The following is an 18,601-nucleotide window of genomic DNA, read 5'->3' as shown; positions in this document are numbered from 1 at the left end:
GAGTACGGCAAGGTGAAGCTGACGTGGTTTGAATTTGATTTTCGAAGAGTATAAGTTTTTTTATCACAGGCATAAAATATATATATTGGTTCATCAAGAAACTTTCTGATAAACTAGCAGGTAACTTTACATTTGAATGGAGACATTATGAAAAAATTTAGCCTATTACTAGCCATCCTACCATTTTTGGTTGCCTGCGGGAATCAAGCCACACCCAAAGAGACCAGCTCTCAAAAGACAATCGTCGTTGCTACAGCTGGCGATGTGCCACCATTTGACTACGAAGACAAGGGCAATATGACAGGCTTCGATATCGAAGTTCTAAAGGCAGTGGATGAAAAGCTCAGTGACTACGAGATTCAATTCCAAAGAACTGCTTGGGAGAGCATCTTCCCAGGGCTTGATTCTGGTCACTACCAAGCCGCAGCCAACAACTTGAGTTACACAAAAGAGCGTGCTGAAAAATACCTTTACTCACTTCCAATTTCGAACAATCCCCTCGTCCTTGTCAGCAACAAGAAAAATCCTTTGACTTCACTTGACCAAATTGCTGGCAAAACAACGCAAGAGGATACTGGAACTTCAAACGCTCAATTCATCAATAACTGGAATCAAAAACACACTGACAATCCCGCTACTATCGATTTTTCTGACGAGGATATCGGTAAGCGAATCCTAGACCTCTCTAACGGAGAGTTTGATTTCCTAGTCTTTGACAAGGTATCCGTTCAAAAGATTATCAAGGACCGTGGTTTGGACCTTTCTATGGTTGACTTGCCTTCTGCTGATAGCCCCAACAACTATATTGTTTTCTCAAGCGACCAAAAAGAGTTTAAAGAGAAATTTGATAAAGCGCTCAAAGAACTCTATCAAAACGGAACCCTTGAAAAACTCAGCAATACCTATCTAGGTGGTTCTTATCTTCCAGATCAATCTCAATTACAATAAGATATACTAAAAGCGATTGGACCAGCCAATCGCTTTTTTAGTTTACATTGGTTATTTTAGGAAACTCTTACAAAAAATCAAAAAAATTCTTCACATCTTCTACATACCCATGCTTTTCGATTAAACTAGCTAAGAGTTCCAGATTGTGTCCCTGATAGTTGTCTTCTCTTCGTAGCTCTTCATACATTTCGATAAAGGGAAGTCCCTTGGACTTGGCCAATTCCAACTCCGCTTCATAATCATAAGCGACTTTACGAAATAGGATATTTACCAATTCCCCATCTTCAACTTCTATCACGGCATACTGGGCACGGTGATTTTTTAACGCCTCCCAATTAAAATAGGGCATGCCAATCGACCCTGGATTGATGATTTGTTGCCCTTGACTGCCGTAACGAAGCAACTGCTTGTGGACATGACCATAGACTGCCACGTCCGTTTCCTCATCTAGCAGTTGGTCAAATTTTTCTGTATCATTCCCAACCAACAAGTCACCCCCATAATTTTTGTCAGGTAAATTATGAGAGATAGAAAAGCGCAGCCCCTCAACTTCTTTCTTTTCCAGCAAAGGCAAGCTTCGTAGCCAGACAATCGTTGCAGGATCCATTCGCTCCATCAAAAACTGAGTCATTCGCATTGACTGGATTTCTTGTGGATCTTCCAAACCGTATTCACCATCCAAGGCCTCAAGGACACAATCATCCCAGTTCCCACGAACAGCCACCGTAATCGGAAGGTCTTGTAGCAAAGCCACCAAATCATTTGCGCCTGGTCCAGGAAGAAAAATATCTCCCAGAAGCCAGTATTCTGTCGCTTCCAGCTTTCTAGCATCCGCAATTACTGCATCTAAGGCCGACGCATTGCCATGAATATCTGATAAAATTGCGATTTTATGGTTCATGATGATCTCCTTCTGTTTGATAATCTACTCTTTCTTCCGCCACTTGAGCTAATTCCACTTCTTCCTGCGGGTTCAACTTTCTTTGCACAGCCTCTGCTACTGCTCTCGGTACTCCAACTTCGACAATCTCATCCACACTGGCTTCCTTGATTTTAGTCAGAGACTTGAAATGTTTCATGAGATTCTGCTTGCGTTTAGGTCCCAGACCGTCAATTCCATCCAGTTGTGATGAAAAAGAATTTTTGGAGCGCAGTTGACGGTGGAAAGTAATAGCAAAGCGGTGCACCTCATCCTGAATGCGTTGGAGGAGGAAAAATTCCTGAGAATTGCGAGACAACTCCACCACCTCAAGCGGATCTCCAAAGAGCAATTCATGGGTTTGGTGCTTATCATTTTTTTGCAAACCTGCAATTGGAATATCCAATCCCAGCTCCTCTTGGATGACTTGCTTGGCAATATTGACTTGACCTTGTCCCCCATCAATCACAATCAAATCTGGAGGAGTCAAACCGTCACGCTGTACTCGACCATAGCGTCTGCGAATGACCTCTCGCATACTGGCATAGTCGTCTGGCCCGACTACGGTCTTGATTTTATACTTACGATAATCCTTCTTACTTGGTTTGCCGTTGACAAAGACCACCATGGCTGAAACAGGACTAGTTCCCATGATATTAGAATTATCGAAGGACTCGATGCGGACTGGGGTCGGTATTTGGAGCAAACGTCCTAGATTTTCAATAGCCCCCTGTGTTTTTTCGACAGATTTCTCTAGCAGGTTAAATTTCTGCTCTAGGCTGACTCGAGCATTCTTTATAGCCAGATTGACCAGTTGCTTTTTCTCTCCACGCTGGGGTTTGAGAATCCTAGTATCCACTATGGCCTTGACGGCTTCTTCATCAATATCCTGCGGAATCAGTACCTCATTGGGAACTAGATGAGATTTTTCTTGATAGAATTGTCCTACATAGGTTAGAAAGTCCTCATCCGGATCATTATAATAGGGGAAAAGATTGACATCGCGCTCAATAAGCTTGCCCTGACGAACAAAGAAAACCTGGACACACATCCATCCCTTGTCCACATAGTAGCCAAAGACATCCCGATTTTGGAGATCCTTAGCCATGACCCGTTGCTTGGTTCGAAGCGTTCCAATAGCCTGAATTAGATCACGGTATTCCGCTGCACGTTCAAATTCCATAGTCTGGGCAGCACTTGCCATCTTGCCCTTGAGGTCATCGATAATTTTGTCATCCTGCCCTTTTAGGAAATCAGAAACCTCCTGAGCCATAGACTTGAAATAGTCCTCATCTTTCTTACAGATGGTGTGGGCCATACATTGACCGATATGGTAGTAAAAACAGACCTTAGACGGCGGATTGGTACACTTTCTAAAAGGGAAAATCCGATCCAGCAGTCGCTTGATTTCATTGGCTGCCCCCACATCTGGATAAGGTCCAAAATAGAGACCTCCGTCCTTCTTGACCTGTCGGGTAATAATCAAACGAGGGTAGCGCTCACTGGTGATTTTTATAAATGGATAAGACTTATCATCCTTGAGCATGATATTGTACTTAGGCTTGTTTTCCTTGATCAGGTTGATTTCTAGAAGAAGTGCCTCAATATTAGACTCAGTAACGATAAATTCAAAATCCACAATTTCAGACACCAGAGCCTCTGTCTTAGTATCATGACTTCCACGGAAATAAGACCTCACGCGGTTACGCAGATTTTTAGCCTTTCCTACATAGATAATGGTGCCGTTTTTATCCTTGTGAATGTAGCAACCAGGGCTGGTAGGCAAGAGCTCTAGTTTTGATTTAATCAAGTTGTTCATAATTCCATTATAGCAAAAAAGTAGGGAAAGATAGTCCCCTACTCATTGGTCTCATATAATTTTCGAAGTCTTTCAACATCCTCTTCCTGGATACCATAAAAGGAACCTGCAGGTTGCATGACAGACTTCTCATCTGTATGGTCCAAGCCAATTGCATGCCCCAACTCATGTTCTGCCGTATGGACAATACGCTCAAAGGAATAGCCATAGTTAGGATTGGACAAATAATAATGATTCAACCGCACCGTTACAGACAAGAATTGCCCCGTCAAGAGATTGGTCTGACTTTCCGCCTCTCCTGCCACAGGAGTACCTCCGTCATTCATCTCCGTAGCCAAGATATCTGCCTTGCTGGACTCAGTCACAATTTCAAAGTTAAAAGCACCAGTTTGATTCCAGTTCTGAATCGCTTCTAAATATGCCTCTTGAAAACGTGAATCCATCTGCGGATCCAGGTAAATACTAGCAGAAGCCTGTGGCCACCTTCCTTCAGAGTGTTGGTGGCTATCTGTCTGATTCAACTTAGGCAGTTGCCCTGTTTTTTCCCATTGGTCAATACTTTGTTGACCAATCTTGACTGACCGCTCTGCTTGCTTTAGCGCTCCTTGAAAATCCCCGTTCAGATACCAGAGAAGACCGAAAGCAAGAGCACATAAGAGCACAACTATCCAAACCAGGCGCCAAAACAAACGCCACACAAAAGAAAAGAAAGCCCCTATCAAACGAAAAAGCCAGCGCATATCCCTCCACCTTTCTAGCAAATAAAGACTATTTTACTAAAACAAGCTGAAAGAAAGCTAAATTATGACAATCTCTCTTCTAATTTGAATTCGATTGGAAGAGTTGCTAAGAACTGTTCCAATTGTTTTTCCCAGTAATACCATTCGTGAGTCCCAGCGCTATGGCTATAGGTCACATCAAAGCCCAGTTTTTTGAGGTTTTCCACTGCTAAATTATTGGCTTCGTACAAGAAATCCTGCTCACCACACCAAGCCCAAAGCTTGGTCTTTTTATCCGATTTTTTAGCCAAACTTTCAAGAGAATAGGTGCTAGCTGTCCAATCTTTAATCTCCCCAAACACACCCCTCCAATAAGCCGGAGTTCCCAAATTTTGGCTCTCAGGAGAAAAATCTTGAAAACTAAGAGCGCCTGAAAAACTAGCCGCATGAGAAAAACGATTTGTCGCAAGAGCCAATTTGAAACAGCCATAGCCTCCCATAGAGAGACCAGCGATAAAGGTCTTTTCACGCTTGATAGTCATATTAGGGAAGAAGCGTTTCAGAACCTGTGGCAATTCCTCTGCTAGAGCTGTGTAATAGTCAAAACCATACTGGGTATCGGTGTACCAACCGTTGCTGGTATTGGGCATAACAACGATAAGATTGGTTCCTCGAAGTAAGCGTTCTACGTTGGTCCGCTTGAGCCAACTATTATGATTGCCAGACATCCCGTGCAAGAGGTACAAGACGGGAATATCTTTACACTCTGGTTCTTCCACTCGATTGGCATCGGGGTAAAGAACATTCACTCCCCACTCCATATCCAAAACTTGTGAGTAATACTCGATTTTCATTACTGCCATAATTTTTTCCTCTATTTTTCTATAAGAAAAAGCCGAAACTCGACTTTCTCTCTATTTATTTCCACAATTATTTTGCTTCCATGACTACCGGTAAAATAGCTGGACGACGCTTGGTTTGATCAAAGAGGTACTTGGTCAAATTATCACGAACCTTCCCTTTGAGATCTGCCCAGTCAAAGTCATCTCCTTGAAGATACTCTTCTACCGTTTGGTTAATCAATTCTGAACTTTCACGGAGAATATCGCGACTCTTCTTGAGATAAACAAATCCACGCGTGTGAACACGAGCCTTGGCCACAATTTTCTTCTCACGACGGTTAACGGTAATTGCGACGATGAAAATACCGTCCTCTGACAAGACCTTACGGTCACGAAGAACCACATTACCAACATCACCGATGGCATTTCCGTCAATCAAGACATCCCCTGCCGAAACCGCTCCAGCTGGGACAAAGTCCCCATTCTCATAAGCCATGCTAGTTCCCTTTTTAGGGATGAAAATGCGTTCTGGCAACATTCCAACTGCCATAGCAGCCTTAGCATGGGCATCCAACTCACGGTATTCCCCTTGAATCGGGAAGAGATACTTAGGTTGCAAGAGATTGATCATCAACTGCAAATCACGCGCATTTCCGTGACCTGACACACGCAAGCTTTGAGTGATCAGTTTGACAACCCCGCCAGCTTGGTAAATCATGTTCTCCACACGCGCCATGACCGCCTCTTTGGCGATAGACGGAGTCGTTACGATATAGACCAAGTCACCATCCTTAATTTCCACATAACGGTGACGACCAATCGACATCTTGCGAAGACCGTTGATAGGCTCACCCATACGGCCTGTCTCAAGAATAATCAACTCATGGTCCTCAAAACGAGACATATCTTTTGGTTTAATCAAAAGACTTTCGTTAGCTAGAGACAATTTCTTAAGACGAATAGCAGTGCGGACGATATTTTCAATATCGAATCCTGTCAAGACCACACGACGGCCTGTTGCATCCGCAGCGTCAAACACCTGCTGGATACGAGAGAGGTTGCTGGCTACTGCTGCAACAATGATACGACCATCCCAGTCCGAAATGGTTTGAGTGATCTCGTCCCCAACTTCACTTTCGCTAGCCACTTGGATATTACTGTCCGCATTGGCTGAATCGCTAAGAAGAGCTAGAACTCCATCACGACCGATTTCTGCCAAACGAGCAAAGTCTGTGGCATAAGATTCACTAGCTGTCTGGTCAAATTTGAAGTCACCTGTATAAACGATGCTACCTTCAGCTGTCTTCAAGACCACACCCAGACTCTCTGGGATAGAGTGGGTCGTACGGAAGAAGGAAACCACAGTCCCTCCAAAATCAATCTCCGTATTCTCATCGATGACATGGAAATCATTGAATTTCTTAACCGCATCATTTCCTTTGACAAAGAGTTTTGCCAACTCAATGGTCAACTCAGAGCCAAATACAGGTACCTTGGCTTCAGCCAAGAGATAAGGCAGAGCACCAATGGCATCCGCATGTCCGTGTGTCAAGAAAACCCCAGCTATACGGTCGCTATTTTCAAAAAGGTAGTCCATATTTGGAATAACGACGTCCACCCCTAGTTGTTCATTTTCAGGGTATTTTAGACCTGCATCCAAAACGAAAATAGACCCATCGATTTCAGCGATATACATATTTTTCCCATTTTCACGTACACCACCAAGTGTTGTTAAACTGATATTACTCATTTTTCCTCCGAAAACTTAATTTATCTTGATTATAGGGTTGCTTACCCTCTTATTCTAAAAGCACTATTACTTTTAGCCGAATCTTTTCCTACCATTATACCATTTTTTTGATGATTTTCAAAATGAAGATTTGTTTTCAAAAAAGAGCTGGTTGCCCAACTCTTTCCTACCTACTATTCCTTTTCCATTAAAAAGTCATAAATTTCTTGCACGGTACCCAGCGCCATCATTTCTTGGTCTTTAACGGTTTGTTTGAGATGTTGGTAAATTTGACTTTCTCCGCTTTCCCGCTTTGGCGCCTCTTTATTGACTGTCATAACACCATCTTTGATTGTCACAAAGCCTAGTTCTTCAAATACTTGAATCATCTTGACCAGCAAGATTTGTTGAATATTGAGATATGCAGCCAAATCCTTGAGCTTGTAACGAATATCAAACTCTGGGAACTGGTAAATAGTCTTGTACAATTTAGCAAATTGCTCTCTAGTTCCATAGCCTGTTAGATAGTAGGCCTTATCAATGTCATTTTTGAAATAGACAGCAGAGAAATTCTGTTCCTGAAAAATGGTCTTTAGCAGGGTCATATCCTCAGGAATGGTTTTTACGACAACAGCTTCACTAGTCGCTAAATCCGGCACTTCTCCAGCAAAATCTAAGACTGGAACTCCTTCTGGCAAGACTGCATTCTTCCCACGGATGTTAAAAAGTTGTACACCCTCGACACGCGCATCCACCATCATCAACTGCAGGGTAGTTTGGCCATTCCATTGGTTGACAGACAATTTGACTGCCAGCTCTAGATTCTTGGTTTGAGAAAACTCTGTCGCCCATCTGCCTTGACCAAAGGCTAACACTTCAAAACTCGCCTCACCTTTGGAAATTTTCAACTTGAGATGAGCATTGCCTGCTCCCATAGTACGGGCACTTTCGACCTGAAAATCCTTTATATAAAAGACAGGTTTCTGATTGTCCATGCCAAAAGGTGCCAAACGTTCAAAACTTTTGACCGTTTCCAAGCTAAGTGTCTCCAAATCCAGCTCTTCATCTAAATTTAACTTGTTCTTGCCAGCAGCATCTGCCCCTTTTTCACGGACATAATCTTCCAAAACCTGAGATAAATCTGAGAGTTTCTCCACTTCCAGCGTCATTCCTGCTGCACCAGCATGGCCTCCAAAGGCGATGAAGAGGTCTCGATGAGGATCCAAAGCCTCAAAAATATCGACCGCTTCCACACTACGAGCACTACCCTTGGCACGACCGTCCTCTATATTGAGAACGATGACTGTCTGCCCTAGTTCTTCCAACAAACGACCAGCCACGATACCTAGAACACCAGGATTCCAGCCTTCCATGGCCAAGACTTGGACCTTCTTCTCAGGGTCCACCTTGGTCTTAGCTTCTTCATAGATAGACTGGACGATTTCCCTGCGCTCTTCGTTTTTCTGATGAATCATAAGGGCAATCTCGTGAGCTTCCTCGTCGTCAAATCCAGTCAGCAAATCAATAGCAGGATTGGGATCATCCAAACGGCCCAAGGCATTCAAACGAGGAGCAATCTGGAAACCAACCGTTTCTTCTGTTACTTCGTTGGCAGCAATCCCAGCCATGTCCATCATTTCTTGTAAACCAGTGCGCTGAGTATGTCCCAACATTTCCAGACCATACTGAACCAAGATACGGTTCTCATCTGTCAAACTCACCATATCAGCAATGGTACCAATAGCAACCAAATCCAGTAGTTCCACTTGCACTTCTTCTAAAAGGGCACAAGCCAGCTTGAAGGCCACTCCACAACCAGCCAAATATTTAAAAGGATAGTCCGCATCTGGATGTTCAGGGTGAACGATGGCATAGGCATCAGGCAGGGTTTCAGGCATGGAATGGTGGTCAGTCACAATGACATCCACTCCCATAGACTGGGCCAATTCAATAGCCTCGTGACCCGCAACCCCATTATCCACCGTCACAATCAAGGAAATTCCTTCTTGCTCGATAAAGTATTTATAAACACTGGCATTAGGTCCATAACCGTCGGTAAAACGATTGGGCAGATAAACCCGGCACTCGGCACCAAGCTGTTCCAAACTTTCCTTCACAATAGAAGCCGAAGTCATACCATCCGCATCATAATCACCGTAAACGAGGATATTTTCCCCTTCTTCAATGGCCTGACGAATCCGTTCCACTGCCTTGTCCATATCATGGAGCAGATAAGGGTCGTGCAAGTCCTCCAAGGAAGGTTCTAAAAACTTCTTCAGACTTTCTTGGTCCTGAATCCCTCTTTCAAATAATAACCGAGCCACCTCAGGACCTAGTCCAGCCTTCTTGGCTATCTTAGTAAAATCCGCATCTTCTACCTGCGGGGCAAACTGCCATTCATAAGTAGGTGTTATCAAAAAGACATCCACTCTTTCTAAGAATTCTATTGCTTCATTATAACATGATTTAGTCTTTTTCTCTATCCTGATTGCTTTCTACAAAAATTTTACTAATTTTTTTCTGATATGATTTGACAAGAAAAATCTTTTGGTGTAGAATCATGTTATAAAATCTAACACAAAGGAGATTCCTTATGGCTTTAGTAGAATTTGAACACGTCGAAAAATATTACGGAGACTACCACGCACTCCGCGACATCAATCTCCGTTTTGAAAAAGGACAAGTTGTTGTCCTGCTTGGACCTTCTGGTTCTGGGAAGTCCACTCTTATCCGCACCATCAATGGTTTGGAGGCTGTAGACAAGGGAAGTCTTCTAGTAAATGGTCACCAAGTTGCTGGTGCCAGCCAGAAAGATTTAGTACCGCTTCGCAAGGAAGTCGGCATGGTTTTCCAACATTTCAACCTCTATCCACACAAAACAGTGTTAGAAAACGTAACACTTGCGCCCATAAAAGTTCTAGGAATTGATAAAAAAGAAGCTGAAAAGACAGCACAAAAATATCTGGAATTTGTAAATATGTGGGACAAGAAAGATTCTTATCCAGCCATGCTGTCTGGTGGACAAAAACAACGGATTGCCATCGCACGTGGACTCGCTATGCATCCGGAGCTCCTCCTCTTTGATGAGCCAACATCTGCCCTAGATCCTGAAACTATCGGCGATGTTCTGGCAGTTATGCAAAAATTAGCCCACGATGGTATGAATATGATTGTCGTTACTCATGAAATGGGCTTTGCCCGTGAAGTTGCGGACCGCATCATCTTTATGGCTGACGGAGAGGTTTTAGTAGATACGACAGATGTTGATGACTTTTTCGACAATCCAAGCGAACCTCGTGCCCAACAATTCCTCAGTAAAATCATCAACCACGAAAGTGACAAAGTCAAATAAGGAGGCGCCTATGAAAAAGAAATTCTTTTTATCCGCATTATTGATTAGCCTTTTCGGCCTTACTGCTGCAAAACCAGTTCAGGCCGACACCAGTGTCGCAGACATTCAAAAGAGAGGCGAGCTGGTTGTCGGTGTGAAACAAGACGTTCCCAATTTTGGCTACAAGGATCCCAAGACAGGGACCTATTCTGGTATCGAAACTGACCTGGCCAAGATGGTAGCTGATGAGCTCAAGGTCAAGGTTCGTTATGTGCCGGTTACAGCACAAACTCGCGGACCCCTCCTAGACAATGAACAGGTCGATATGGATATCGCAACCTTTACCATCACAGACGAACGCAAAAAACTCTACAACTTCACCAGTCCCTACTACACGGACGCATCTGGCTTTTTGGTCAATAAATCTGCCAAAATCAAAAGCATTGAGGATCTAAACGGTAAAACCATCGGAGTTGCCCAAGGTTCCATTACCCAACGCCTGATTACTGAACTAGGTAAAAAGAAAGGCTTGACCTTTAAATTCGTCGAACTTGGTTCCTACCCAGAATTGATTACTTCCCTACATGCTCACCGTATTGATGCCTTTTCCGTTGACCGCTCGATTCTGTCTGGCTACATCAGCAAACGCACAGTACTACTAGATGATAGTTTCAAGCCATCTGACTACGGTATCGTTACCAAGAAATCAAACACTGAACTCAACGACTATCTCGATAACTTGGTCACTAAATGGAGCAAGGACGGCAGCTTGCAAAAACTTTATGACCGTTACAAGCTCAAACCATCTAGCCATACTGCAGATTAAGGAGGATACCCCATGACAGATTTATCATCTTGGACAGCCTATTTTCAGGATTTTGGACAATTTTTCAATGGTTTCCTCTTCACCCTTGCCCTAGCAATTGGATCCTTTATCCTCGCCATGGTTTTGGGCATCTTCTTCGGAGCCATGTCAACCAGTAAACGTCCGATATTGAGAATTTTGGCTCGCATATTTGTGGAGTTTTACCAAAACACTCCCCTCTTGGTGCAGTTTGTTATCGTCTTTTATGGTCTACCTCTTATCAGTGACCACACCATCATGATTCCGATTTATTGGACGGCTGTTCTCTGCGTGGGACTCTATCACGGCGCCTATATCGCCGAGGTAATTCGCTCAGGTATTCAGTCTATTCCTAGCGGTCAGATGGAAGCCGCCTTGTCGCAAGGGTTTACCTATATCAGTGCCATGCGCTTGATTATCTTGCCTCAAGCCTTCCGTATCATTCTCCCTCCTTTGACCAACCAAATTGTTAACCTCATCAAGAATACCTCCACAGTCGCTATCATTTCTGGTGTAGACTTGATGTTTGTGACCAAGTCTTGGTCGGCACTTAACGGAAACTACATTCCAGCATTTTTAGGCGCTGCCCTTCTCTACTTTTCTCTTTGCTTCCCTGTTGCCCAGTTTGGTCGCAAGATGGAGCAAGCCAACAAAAAAGCCTATTCACTTTAGGAGGTTACTATGGAATCCATTTTAGAAGTTTTGACCCCAGATAACCTAATCTTTATCTTTAAAGGATTTGGCTTGACCCTCTACATTTCTCTGATTGCCATTGTCCTCTCTACACTTATCGGTACAGTTCTAGCGGTCATGAGAAATGGGAAAAATCCTATCTTGCGTATTATTTCCAGCATTTACATCGAATTTGTACGTAATGTTCCCAACCTTCTCTGGATTTTCACCATCTTTTTGGTATTCAAGATGAAGTCCACACCAGCTGGTATTACTGCCTTTACCCTTTTTACCTCAGCAGCCCTAGCTGAGATTATCCGAGGTGGTCTCAATGCCGTGGACAAAGGCCAGTACGAAGCAGGAATGTCGCAAGGATTCACCTCTATGCAAATCCTCTACCACATCATTCTCCCACAAGCTATTCGTAAAATGCTGCCAGCCATCATTTCTCAGTTTGTAACCGTGATTAAGGATACCAGTCTTCTCTACTCTGTTATCGCCCTACAAGAACTCTTTGGAGCTAGCCAAATTCTCATGGGCCGTTATTTCGAACCAGAGCAAGTCTTCAGTCTTTATATCCTAATCGCCCTCATCTACTTCAGCTTTAACCTAGCAATCTCTAGCCTGTCTCATATGCTAGCAAAACGTTGGCAACAAGCCGCAGAATAAACAGCAACTCTCCAGTTAAATCGGAGAGTTTTTTTGATGATAGTAGATATGTATAGACCTCAATTTGACACCATACTCTTTCTATGATAAAATGTAACAAATTTGTTTACAACAGATCAAATCTAAATGAAATGGAATTTTTTATGAAATCACTCAAAGGAATACTTTTTATCATAGCCAGTTTTGTCTTGACTATTTTAACTTGGATGAGCACTTCTCCCCAATTCATGATTCCAGGACTAGCTTTAACAAGCCTATCCCTGACCTTTATCTTAGCCACTCGTCTCCCTCTGATAGAAAACTGGTTTCACGGTTTGGAGAAGGTCTATACTGTCCACAAATTCACAGCTCTTCTCTCCATCATCCTACTCATCTTTCATAACTTTAGTATGGGCGGTTTGTGGGGCTCTCGCTTAGCTGCTCAGTTTGGTAACCTTGCCATCTATATCTTTGTCAGTATCATCCTTGCCGCCTATTTAGGCAAATACATCCAGTACGAAGCTTGGCGATGGATTCACCGCCTGGTTTACCTAGCCTATATTTTTGGACTCTTTCACGTCTATATGATAATGGGCAATCGCCTCCTCACATTTAATCTTCTCAGTTTTGTTATTGGTATCTATGCCCTTTTAGGCTTACTGGCTGGTTTTTATATCATTTTCCTTTATCAAATGATTTCCTTCCCCTATCTAGGGAAAATTACCAATCTCAAACGCTTAAACCACGATACTAGAGAAATTCAAATCTATCTTAGCAGACCTTTCAACTATCAACCAGGACAGTTTGCCTTCCTAAAGATTTTCCAAGAAGGCTTTGAAAGTGCTCCGCATCCCTTTTCAATCTCAGGAGGTCATGGCCAAACACTTTACTTTACTGTCAAAAATTCAGGCGACCATACCAAAAATATCTATGACAATCTTCAAGTCGGCAGCAAAGTAACACTAGACAGAGCTTACGGACACATGATTATAGAAGAAGGACGAGAAAATCAGGTTTGGATTGCTGGAGGTATTGGGATCACCCCCTTCATCTCTTACATCCGCGAACATCCTATTTTAGATAAACAGGTTCACTTCTACTATAGCTTCCGTGGAGATGAAAATGCAGTCTACCTAGATTTGCTCCGAGACTATGCTCAGAAAAATCCTAATTTTGAACTCCATCTAGTAGACAGTAGGAAAGACGGCTATCTTAATTTTGAGCAAGAAGAAGTTCCCGAACATGCAAGCGTCTATATGTGTGGTCCTCTTTCTATGATGAAGTCACTTGCCAAACAGATTAAGAAACAAAATCCAAAAGCAGATCTTATTTACGAAGGATTCAAGTTTAAATAACCACTCATACTCTCCTGGAATTTCCCAGGAGTTTTTTCTGCCCCAAAACTCAAAAAACACTGCCAGATTTCTAGCAGTGCTTTGAGTTTCATTTGCAGGCATCTATCCCTCTTAATCCTTCATCTGACTCTCTGCATCGGCCACGACTTGCTCTAAACTGGTCTGACCGAGTTCAGACTCCATAGCCAGCTGGATTCTCTCCAATTTTTGATCCAAAACATCATGAATATGAGCTCCAACTGGGCAATTTGGATTTGGATTGTCATGGAAACTGAAGAGTTGACCTGTCTTACCAAGACATTCGACCGCTTGATAAACATCTAAAAGACTAATGTCCTTGAGGTCCTTGACAATCTCTGTCCCCCCTGTTCCACGCGCTACTGATATCAGCTCTGCCTTCTTCAACTGGGACAAGGTTTTTCTGATAATGACAGGGTTAACCCCGACACTAGCAGCCAGAAAATCACTGGTCACCTTGCTTTCCTTCCCCTCTAGGGCAATGATTATCAGCATATGAGTCGCAATGGTAAATCTACTTGGAATTTGCATCCTCTTCTCCTTTTTACGAGGCTAGTCTGCCTCTACTCTTCTTTTTCTATTATTATACCCTTTTTGGTTGTAATGTCAATCGTTACCACTTTTCAACCAGGCATCTAATTCCCTATCATAACCCTCTTTCTGGGCCAATTCTCTCAGAAATTCCTGATGATGAGTATGATGGATACCATTGACCAGACTTTCATAGTAAACCTCAAAATAGGGAAGTTTGAGGTCTTTAGCCAACTGCAATTCAGCTACCACATCGTAGTCTACCCGTCGGAAGTCCATATCTACCAATCCCTTGTCATCAAACTCTAAAATCATATACTGGGCCCGCAAGTCCTTCCGCAACTGGGCATCCAAAAAGAAAGGCTGCCCAATCGAACCCGGATTGACAATCAATTGCCCACCAGTCCCGTAACGAAGCAACTGTTGGTGAATATGACCATAAACAGCAATATCACAAGGTGGATTGGTCACCAAGCGGTCAAAATCCTCTTGCGCTCCAGTATGAATCAACTCTCGCCCCCAGTTCTTATCAGGAAGATGATGGCTAATTCCCACCGTCAAATCCCCAAACTGACGATGGAGCTGGAGTGGTTGATTGTGGAGCAGTTCAATTTCTTCTAGGGAAATTTCCTCTAAAACATACTGACACTGGCGCAAGAGATAGCGTTGACTAGGACGAGTACTATCCAATTCCTTGCGGACACCATGCCAAAGACTGTCTTCCCAGTTTCCCAAAACTCTAGCTGTAATCGGTAGTTGATCCAACAAGTCCAAAATCTTTCTACGCCCTGTCCCCGGCATGAGAATATCCCCCAAAAGCCAGTATTCATCCACTCCTAGCTTTCGAGCATCTGCCAAAACAGCCTCCAAGGCAGTGGTATTTCCATGAATATCTGAAAGAAGAGCTATTTTTGTCATTCTTTCTCCTCATTTCCTCTTATATATCTTCTTAGTATTATAACAAAAATACTGTATAATAGTAACCTTCAATCTACTCCTACTAAATCAATAACACTAATTTTATCAAGGCAAATGCCTATCAAAAAGATGATTTCACATTACTCCTAACAAAGCATAGCAGGCACTTTTTCAATGAAGAAAATTCAAAAAAATCTACAAATATCTTGAAAATTTTCACAATCATGCTATAATAATCCATAGAGACAAGTCATTTAGTCCCTTTCTACTAGAGAGTGCGTGGTTGCTGGAAACGCATAGGAAGCCTAAACTGATACTACTCGTGAGTTTTTATGAAAACATAAAACGGTGGCCACGTTAGAGCCAATCAGAGGTGTCCCTCTTTTTTGAGGAACATAAATGAAGGTGGAACCACGTTGCGACGTCCTTTCGAGGATGTCGCTTTTTTTTCTAGCTTTCACAGTCCTCTGTCCCTGTTCTCAGAATAGGGTTAACACATTCGTCAATAATATAAGTAAGGAGAACATCATGATTAACATTACTTTTCCAGATGGCGCTGTTCGTGAATTCGAATCTGGCGTAACAACTTTTGAAATTGCCCAATCTATCAGCAATTCCCTAGCTAAAAAGGCCTTGGCTGGTAAATTCAACGGCAAACTCATCGACACTACTCGTGCTATCACTGAAGATGGAAGCATCGAAATCGTGACACCTGATCACGAAGATGCCCTTCCAATCTTGCGTCACTCTGCTGCTCACTTGTTCGCCCAAGCAGCTCGTCGTCTGTTCCCAGACATTCACTTGGGAGTTGGTCCAGCCATCGAAGACGGTTTCTACTACGATACTGACAATACTGCTGGTCAAATCTCTAACGAAGACCTTCCTCGTATCGAAGAAGAAATGAAAAAAATCGTCAAAGAAAACTTCCCATCTATTCGCGAAGAGGTGACTAAAGACGAGGCGCGTGAAATCTTCAAGAACGACCCTTACAAGTTGGAATTGATTGAAGAACACTCTGAAGACGAAGGTGGTTTGACCATCTACCGTCAGGGTGAATATGTAGACCTTTGCCGTGGCCCTCACGTCCCATCAACAGGCCGCATCCAAATCTTCCACCTTCTCCATGTAGCAGGTGCTTACTGGCGTGGAAATAGCGACAACGCTATGATGCAACGTATCTATGGTACAGCTTGGTTTGACAAGAAAGACTTGAAAAACTACCTCCAAATGCGTGAAGAAGCTAAGGAACGTGACCACCGTAAACTTGGTAAAGAGCTTGACCTCTTCATGATTTCTCAAGAGGTTGGACAAGGTTTGCCATTCTGGTTGCCAAATGGTGCGACTATCCGTCGTGAATTAGAACGCTACATCGTAGACAAAGAGTTGGCTTCTGGCTACCAACACGTATACACTCCACCACTTGCTTCTGTTGAACTTTACAAGACTTCTGGTCACTGGGATCATTATCAAGAAGACATGTTCCCAACTATGGACATGGGTGACGGGGAAGAATTTGTCCTTCGTCCAATGAACTGCCCACACCACATCCAAGTCTTCAAACACCATGTTCACTCTTACCGTGAGTTGCCAATCCGTATCGCTGAAATCGGTATGATGCACCGTTATGAAAAATCTGGTGCCCTCACAGGTCTTCAACGCGTGCGTGAGATGTCGCTCAACGACGGTCACCTCTTCGTTACTCCAGAACAAATCCAAGAAGAATTCCAACGCGCCCTCCAGTTGATTATCGATGTTTATGAAGATTTCAACTTGACTGAATACCGCTTCCGCCTCTCTCTTCGTGACCCTCAAGATACTCATAAGTACTTTGATAACGATGAGATGTGGGAAAATGCCCAAACCATGCTTCGTGCAGCCCTTGATGAAATGGGTGTGGACTACTTTGAAGCCGAAGGTGAAGCAGCCTTCTACGGTCCAAAATTGGATATCCAGGTTAAAACTGCCCTTGGTAAAGAAGAAACCCTTTCTACTATCCAACTTGACTTCTTGCTTCCAGAACGCTTCGACCTCAAATATATCGGAGCTGATGGTGAAGAGCACCGTCCAGTTATGATCCACCGTGGAGTTATCTCAACTATGGAACGCTTCACAGCTATCTTGATTGAGAACTACAAGGGTGCCTTCCCAACATGGCTAGCACCTCACCAAGTAACCCTCATCCCAGTATCTAACGAAAAACACGTGGACTACGCTTGGGAAGTGGCGAAAAAACTCCGTGACCGCGGTGTCCGTGCAGACGTAGATGAGCGCAATGAAAAAATGCAGTTCAAGATCCGTGCTTCACAAACAAGCAAGATTCCTTACCAATTAATCGTTGGGGACAAGGAAATGGAAGACGGAACTGTTAACGTTCGTCGCTATGGCCAAAAAGAAACACAAACTGTCTCAGTTGATGACTTTGTTCAAGCTATCCTTGCTGATATCGCCAACAAATCACGCGTTGAGAAATAAGAGATAAAACCTGGGATAAAATCCTAGCTACCTAAAAAGCAACAACTATTTCAGCTGTTGCTTTTTATATTTTTACTCAATGAAAATCAAAAAGCAAACTAGGAAGCTAGCCGCAAGCTGTACTTGAGTACGGTAAGGCGACGCTGACGTGGTTTGAATTTGATTTTCGAAGAGTATTATTTAATCCGAGCTAGTAGTGATTGACCAAACCACCACACAAGATTTGCTTTCATGAGTTAGATATGGTCAATATCCTCAATCCTTGTCTGCTTCATTTTCTTTTACGAGATCTTTTTGTGAATCCTTTTCAGAGAGTTTTTGATCGATATACTTGTTAATGGTTTCATAAAATTCCTTGGTCGAATCACTGTCTAATTTTGTCGAATTATGAACTTGATTGACTTTCAATTGAACAGATTGAATACCGTAAGAGGCTTGTTTTTGGTGGAGCGTTTCTAATTCTTCTTCTGAAATCGGATCTCCAACAACCGTCAAGACCAACTCATTGTTTCTTGATTTGTAGACTTGATTAATGACCGTGTGATTGGCGAACTCTTTTCCTACAAACTGTTTGATTCCTTCTTTTCGCGCTTGATCTATCGTCAGAGTGACTGCTGAATAACTAGCCGGAAGAATCAATAATACAATCAAGGATATCAACCCAATTCTCATTTTAATGTTTAGCTCTTTAAATGAACTTAAGGGAGATTTTCTCATCATAATTCTTGTTCCAACAATGTTGATTAGCATGATAAAGACACAGTTGATCAAGAAAAGATAAAGAGCCCCAAATAAAAATCGTACATTTCCATTAGCTAAACCATAGCCTGCAGTAC

16 protein-coding genes are annotated in these 18,601 nt (G+C 42.9%); 7 read left to right on the top strand and 9 right to left on the bottom strand.

Annotation, left to right across the window (positions count from 1 at the left end; all coding sequences use genetic code 11):
• Positions 1–147 precede the first annotated feature (147 nt).
• Positions 148–948 (top strand): amino acid ABC transporter substrate-binding protein, encoded by an 801-nt coding sequence (locus QZ565_RS03115; protein WP_295525435.1) that lies wholly within the window; start codon positions 148–150, stop codon positions 946–948.
• Between the two features lie 67 nt (positions 949–1,015).
• Here the strand turns inward: QZ565_RS03115 and QZ565_RS03110 are convergent, their stop codons facing one another.
• The 6 genes from QZ565_RS03110 to recJ form a co-directional block, all read right to left on the bottom strand.
• Positions 1,016–1,849 carry a metallophosphoesterase family protein gene (locus tag QZ565_RS03110; protein WP_295525432.1) on the bottom strand — a complete coding sequence of 278 codons (834 nt, stop codon included), beginning with the start codon at positions 1,847–1,849 and terminating at the stop codon, positions 1,016–1,018.
• Positions 1,839–3,686 (bottom strand): excinuclease ABC subunit UvrC, encoded by a 1,848-nt coding sequence (gene uvrC, locus QZ565_RS03105; RefSeq protein WP_295525429.1) that lies wholly within the window; start codon positions 3,684–3,686, stop codon positions 1,839–1,841. The genes QZ565_RS03110 and uvrC overlap by 11 nt, the downstream gene beginning before the upstream one ends.
• Positions 3,687–3,724: 38 nt before the next feature.
• Positions 3,725–4,426 carry a M57 family metalloprotease gene (locus tag QZ565_RS03100; RefSeq protein WP_295525426.1) on the bottom strand — a complete coding sequence of 234 codons (702 nt, stop codon included), beginning with the start codon at positions 4,424–4,426 and terminating at the stop codon, positions 3,725–3,727.
• A gap of 62 nt (positions 4,427–4,488) precedes the next feature.
• Positions 4,489–5,268: an alpha/beta hydrolase family protein gene (locus QZ565_RS03095; protein ID WP_295525423.1), complete on the bottom strand. Its 780-nt coding sequence runs from the start codon at positions 5,266–5,268 to the stop codon at positions 4,489–4,491.
• A gap of 67 nt (positions 5,269–5,335) precedes the next feature.
• Positions 5,336–6,997: a ribonuclease J gene (locus tag QZ565_RS03090; protein ID WP_295525420.1), complete on the bottom strand. Its 1,662-nt coding sequence runs from the start codon at positions 6,995–6,997 to the stop codon at positions 5,336–5,338.
• 173 nt (positions 6,998–7,170) lie between these two features.
• The gene (gene recJ, locus QZ565_RS03085) at positions 7,171–9,393 is read right to left on the bottom strand and encodes a single-stranded-DNA-specific exonuclease RecJ (protein WP_295525417.1); all 2,223 of its coding nucleotides are present in this window, start codon (positions 9,391–9,393) and stop codon (positions 7,171–7,173) included.
• A gap of 176 nt (positions 9,394–9,569) precedes the next feature.
• Here recJ and QZ565_RS03080 point away from each other — a divergent pair, with 176 nt between their 5' ends.
• From QZ565_RS03080 to QZ565_RS03060, 5 genes are all read left to right on the top strand, one after another.
• Positions 9,570–10,328 (top strand): amino acid ABC transporter ATP-binding protein, encoded by a 759-nt coding sequence (locus QZ565_RS03080; RefSeq protein ID WP_001229569.1) that lies wholly within the window; start codon positions 9,570–9,572, stop codon positions 10,326–10,328.
• Between the two features lie 10 nt (positions 10,329–10,338).
• Positions 10,339–11,133: a transporter substrate-binding domain-containing protein gene (locus tag QZ565_RS03075; protein ID WP_084819574.1), complete on the top strand. Its 795-nt coding sequence runs from the start codon at positions 10,339–10,341 to the stop codon at positions 11,131–11,133.
• Positions 11,134–11,145: 12 nt separating this feature from the next.
• Positions 11,146–11,823, top strand: a complete 678-nt coding sequence (locus tag QZ565_RS03070) for an ABC transporter permease subunit (RefSeq protein ID WP_000131145.1) — start codon at positions 11,146–11,148, stop codon at positions 11,821–11,823.
• Positions 11,824–11,832: 9 nt separating this feature from the next.
• Complete coding sequence (locus tag QZ565_RS03065; RefSeq protein WP_295525406.1) at positions 11,833–12,492, top strand: amino acid ABC transporter permease; 660 nt, start codon at positions 11,833–11,835, stop codon at positions 12,490–12,492.
• A 143-nt stretch (positions 12,493–12,635) separates the two neighbouring features.
• Positions 12,636–13,826: an oxidoreductase gene (locus tag QZ565_RS03060; RefSeq protein ID WP_295525402.1), complete on the top strand. Its 1,191-nt coding sequence runs from the start codon at positions 12,636–12,638 to the stop codon at positions 13,824–13,826.
• 111 nt (positions 13,827–13,937) lie between these two features.
• Here the strand turns inward: QZ565_RS03060 and QZ565_RS03055 are convergent, their stop codons facing one another.
• A complete protein-coding gene (locus tag QZ565_RS03055; RefSeq protein ID WP_295525399.1) occupies positions 13,938–14,375 on the bottom strand; it encodes an Rrf2 family transcriptional regulator in 438 nt (145 codons plus the stop codon).
• Positions 14,376–14,450: 75 nt separating this feature from the next.
• On the bottom strand, positions 14,451–15,293 hold the full coding sequence (locus tag QZ565_RS03050) for a metallophosphoesterase family protein (protein ID WP_295525395.1): 843 nt from the start codon (positions 15,291–15,293) through the stop codon (positions 14,451–14,453).
• A 528-nt stretch (positions 15,294–15,821) separates the two neighbouring features.
• Between QZ565_RS03050 and thrS the strand changes: the two genes are divergently transcribed.
• Entirely contained in the window at positions 15,822–17,765 is a 1,944-nt protein-coding gene (thrS, locus tag QZ565_RS03045) for a threonine--tRNA ligase (RefSeq protein ID WP_125454734.1), read from the top strand.
• A gap of 255 nt (positions 17,766–18,020) precedes the next feature.
• Here thrS and QZ565_RS03040 read toward each other — a convergent pair.
• Positions 18,021–18,601: DUF389 domain-containing protein (locus QZ565_RS03040; RefSeq protein ID WP_295525387.1), on the bottom strand; the 581-nt coding region annotated here is incomplete at its 5' end.

It is taken from the genome of uncultured Streptococcus sp., assembly GCF_915066115.1.
In the GTDB taxonomy this organism is placed as follows: Bacteria; Bacillota; Bacilli; order Lactobacillales; family Streptococcaceae; genus Streptococcus.
The sequence above is the reverse complement of the archived record's forward strand: the minus strand, read 5'-3'. Positions and strand labels throughout refer to the sequence as shown.

Excerpts from the sequence above, each read along its gene's own strand:
- QZ565_RS03115 (WP_295525435.1), top strand. The coding sequence starts at position 148 with ATGAAAAAATTTAGCCTATTACTAGCCATCCTACCATTTTTGGTTGCC.
- QZ565_RS03110 (WP_295525432.1), bottom strand. The coding sequence starts at position 1,849 with ATGAACCATAAAATCGCAATTTTATCAGATATTCATGGCAATGCGTCG.
- uvrC (WP_295525429.1), bottom strand. The coding sequence starts at position 3,686 with ATGAACAACTTGATTAAATCAAAACTAGAGCTCTTGCCTACCAGCCCT.
- QZ565_RS03100 (WP_295525426.1), bottom strand. The coding sequence starts at position 4,426 with ATGCGCTGGCTTTTTCGTTTGATAGGGGCTTTCTTTTCTTTTGTGTGG.
- QZ565_RS03095 (WP_295525423.1), bottom strand. The coding sequence starts at position 5,268 with ATGGCAGTAATGAAAATCGAGTATTACTCACAAGTTTTGGATATGGAG.
- QZ565_RS03090 (WP_295525420.1), bottom strand. The coding sequence starts at position 6,997 with ATGAGTAATATCAGTTTAACAACACTTGGTGGTGTACGTGAAAATGGG.
- QZ565_RS03080 (WP_001229569.1), top strand. The coding sequence starts at position 9,570 with ATGGCTTTAGTAGAATTTGAACACGTCGAAAAATATTACGGAGACTAC.
- QZ565_RS03075 (WP_084819574.1), top strand. The coding sequence starts at position 10,339 with ATGAAAAAGAAATTCTTTTTATCCGCATTATTGATTAGCCTTTTCGGC.
- QZ565_RS03070 (WP_000131145.1), top strand. The coding sequence starts at position 11,146 with ATGACAGATTTATCATCTTGGACAGCCTATTTTCAGGATTTTGGACAA.
- QZ565_RS03065 (WP_295525406.1), top strand. The coding sequence starts at position 11,833 with ATGGAATCCATTTTAGAAGTTTTGACCCCAGATAACCTAATCTTTATC.
- QZ565_RS03060 (WP_295525402.1), top strand. The coding sequence starts at position 12,636 with ATGAAATCACTCAAAGGAATACTTTTTATCATAGCCAGTTTTGTCTTG.
- QZ565_RS03055 (WP_295525399.1), bottom strand. The coding sequence starts at position 14,375 with ATGCAAATTCCAAGTAGATTTACCATTGCGACTCATATGCTGATAATC.
- QZ565_RS03050 (WP_295525395.1), bottom strand. The coding sequence starts at position 15,293 with ATGACAAAAATAGCTCTTCTTTCAGATATTCATGGAAATACCACTGCC.
- thrS (WP_125454734.1), top strand. The coding sequence starts at position 15,822 with ATGATTAACATTACTTTTCCAGATGGCGCTGTTCGTGAATTCGAATCT.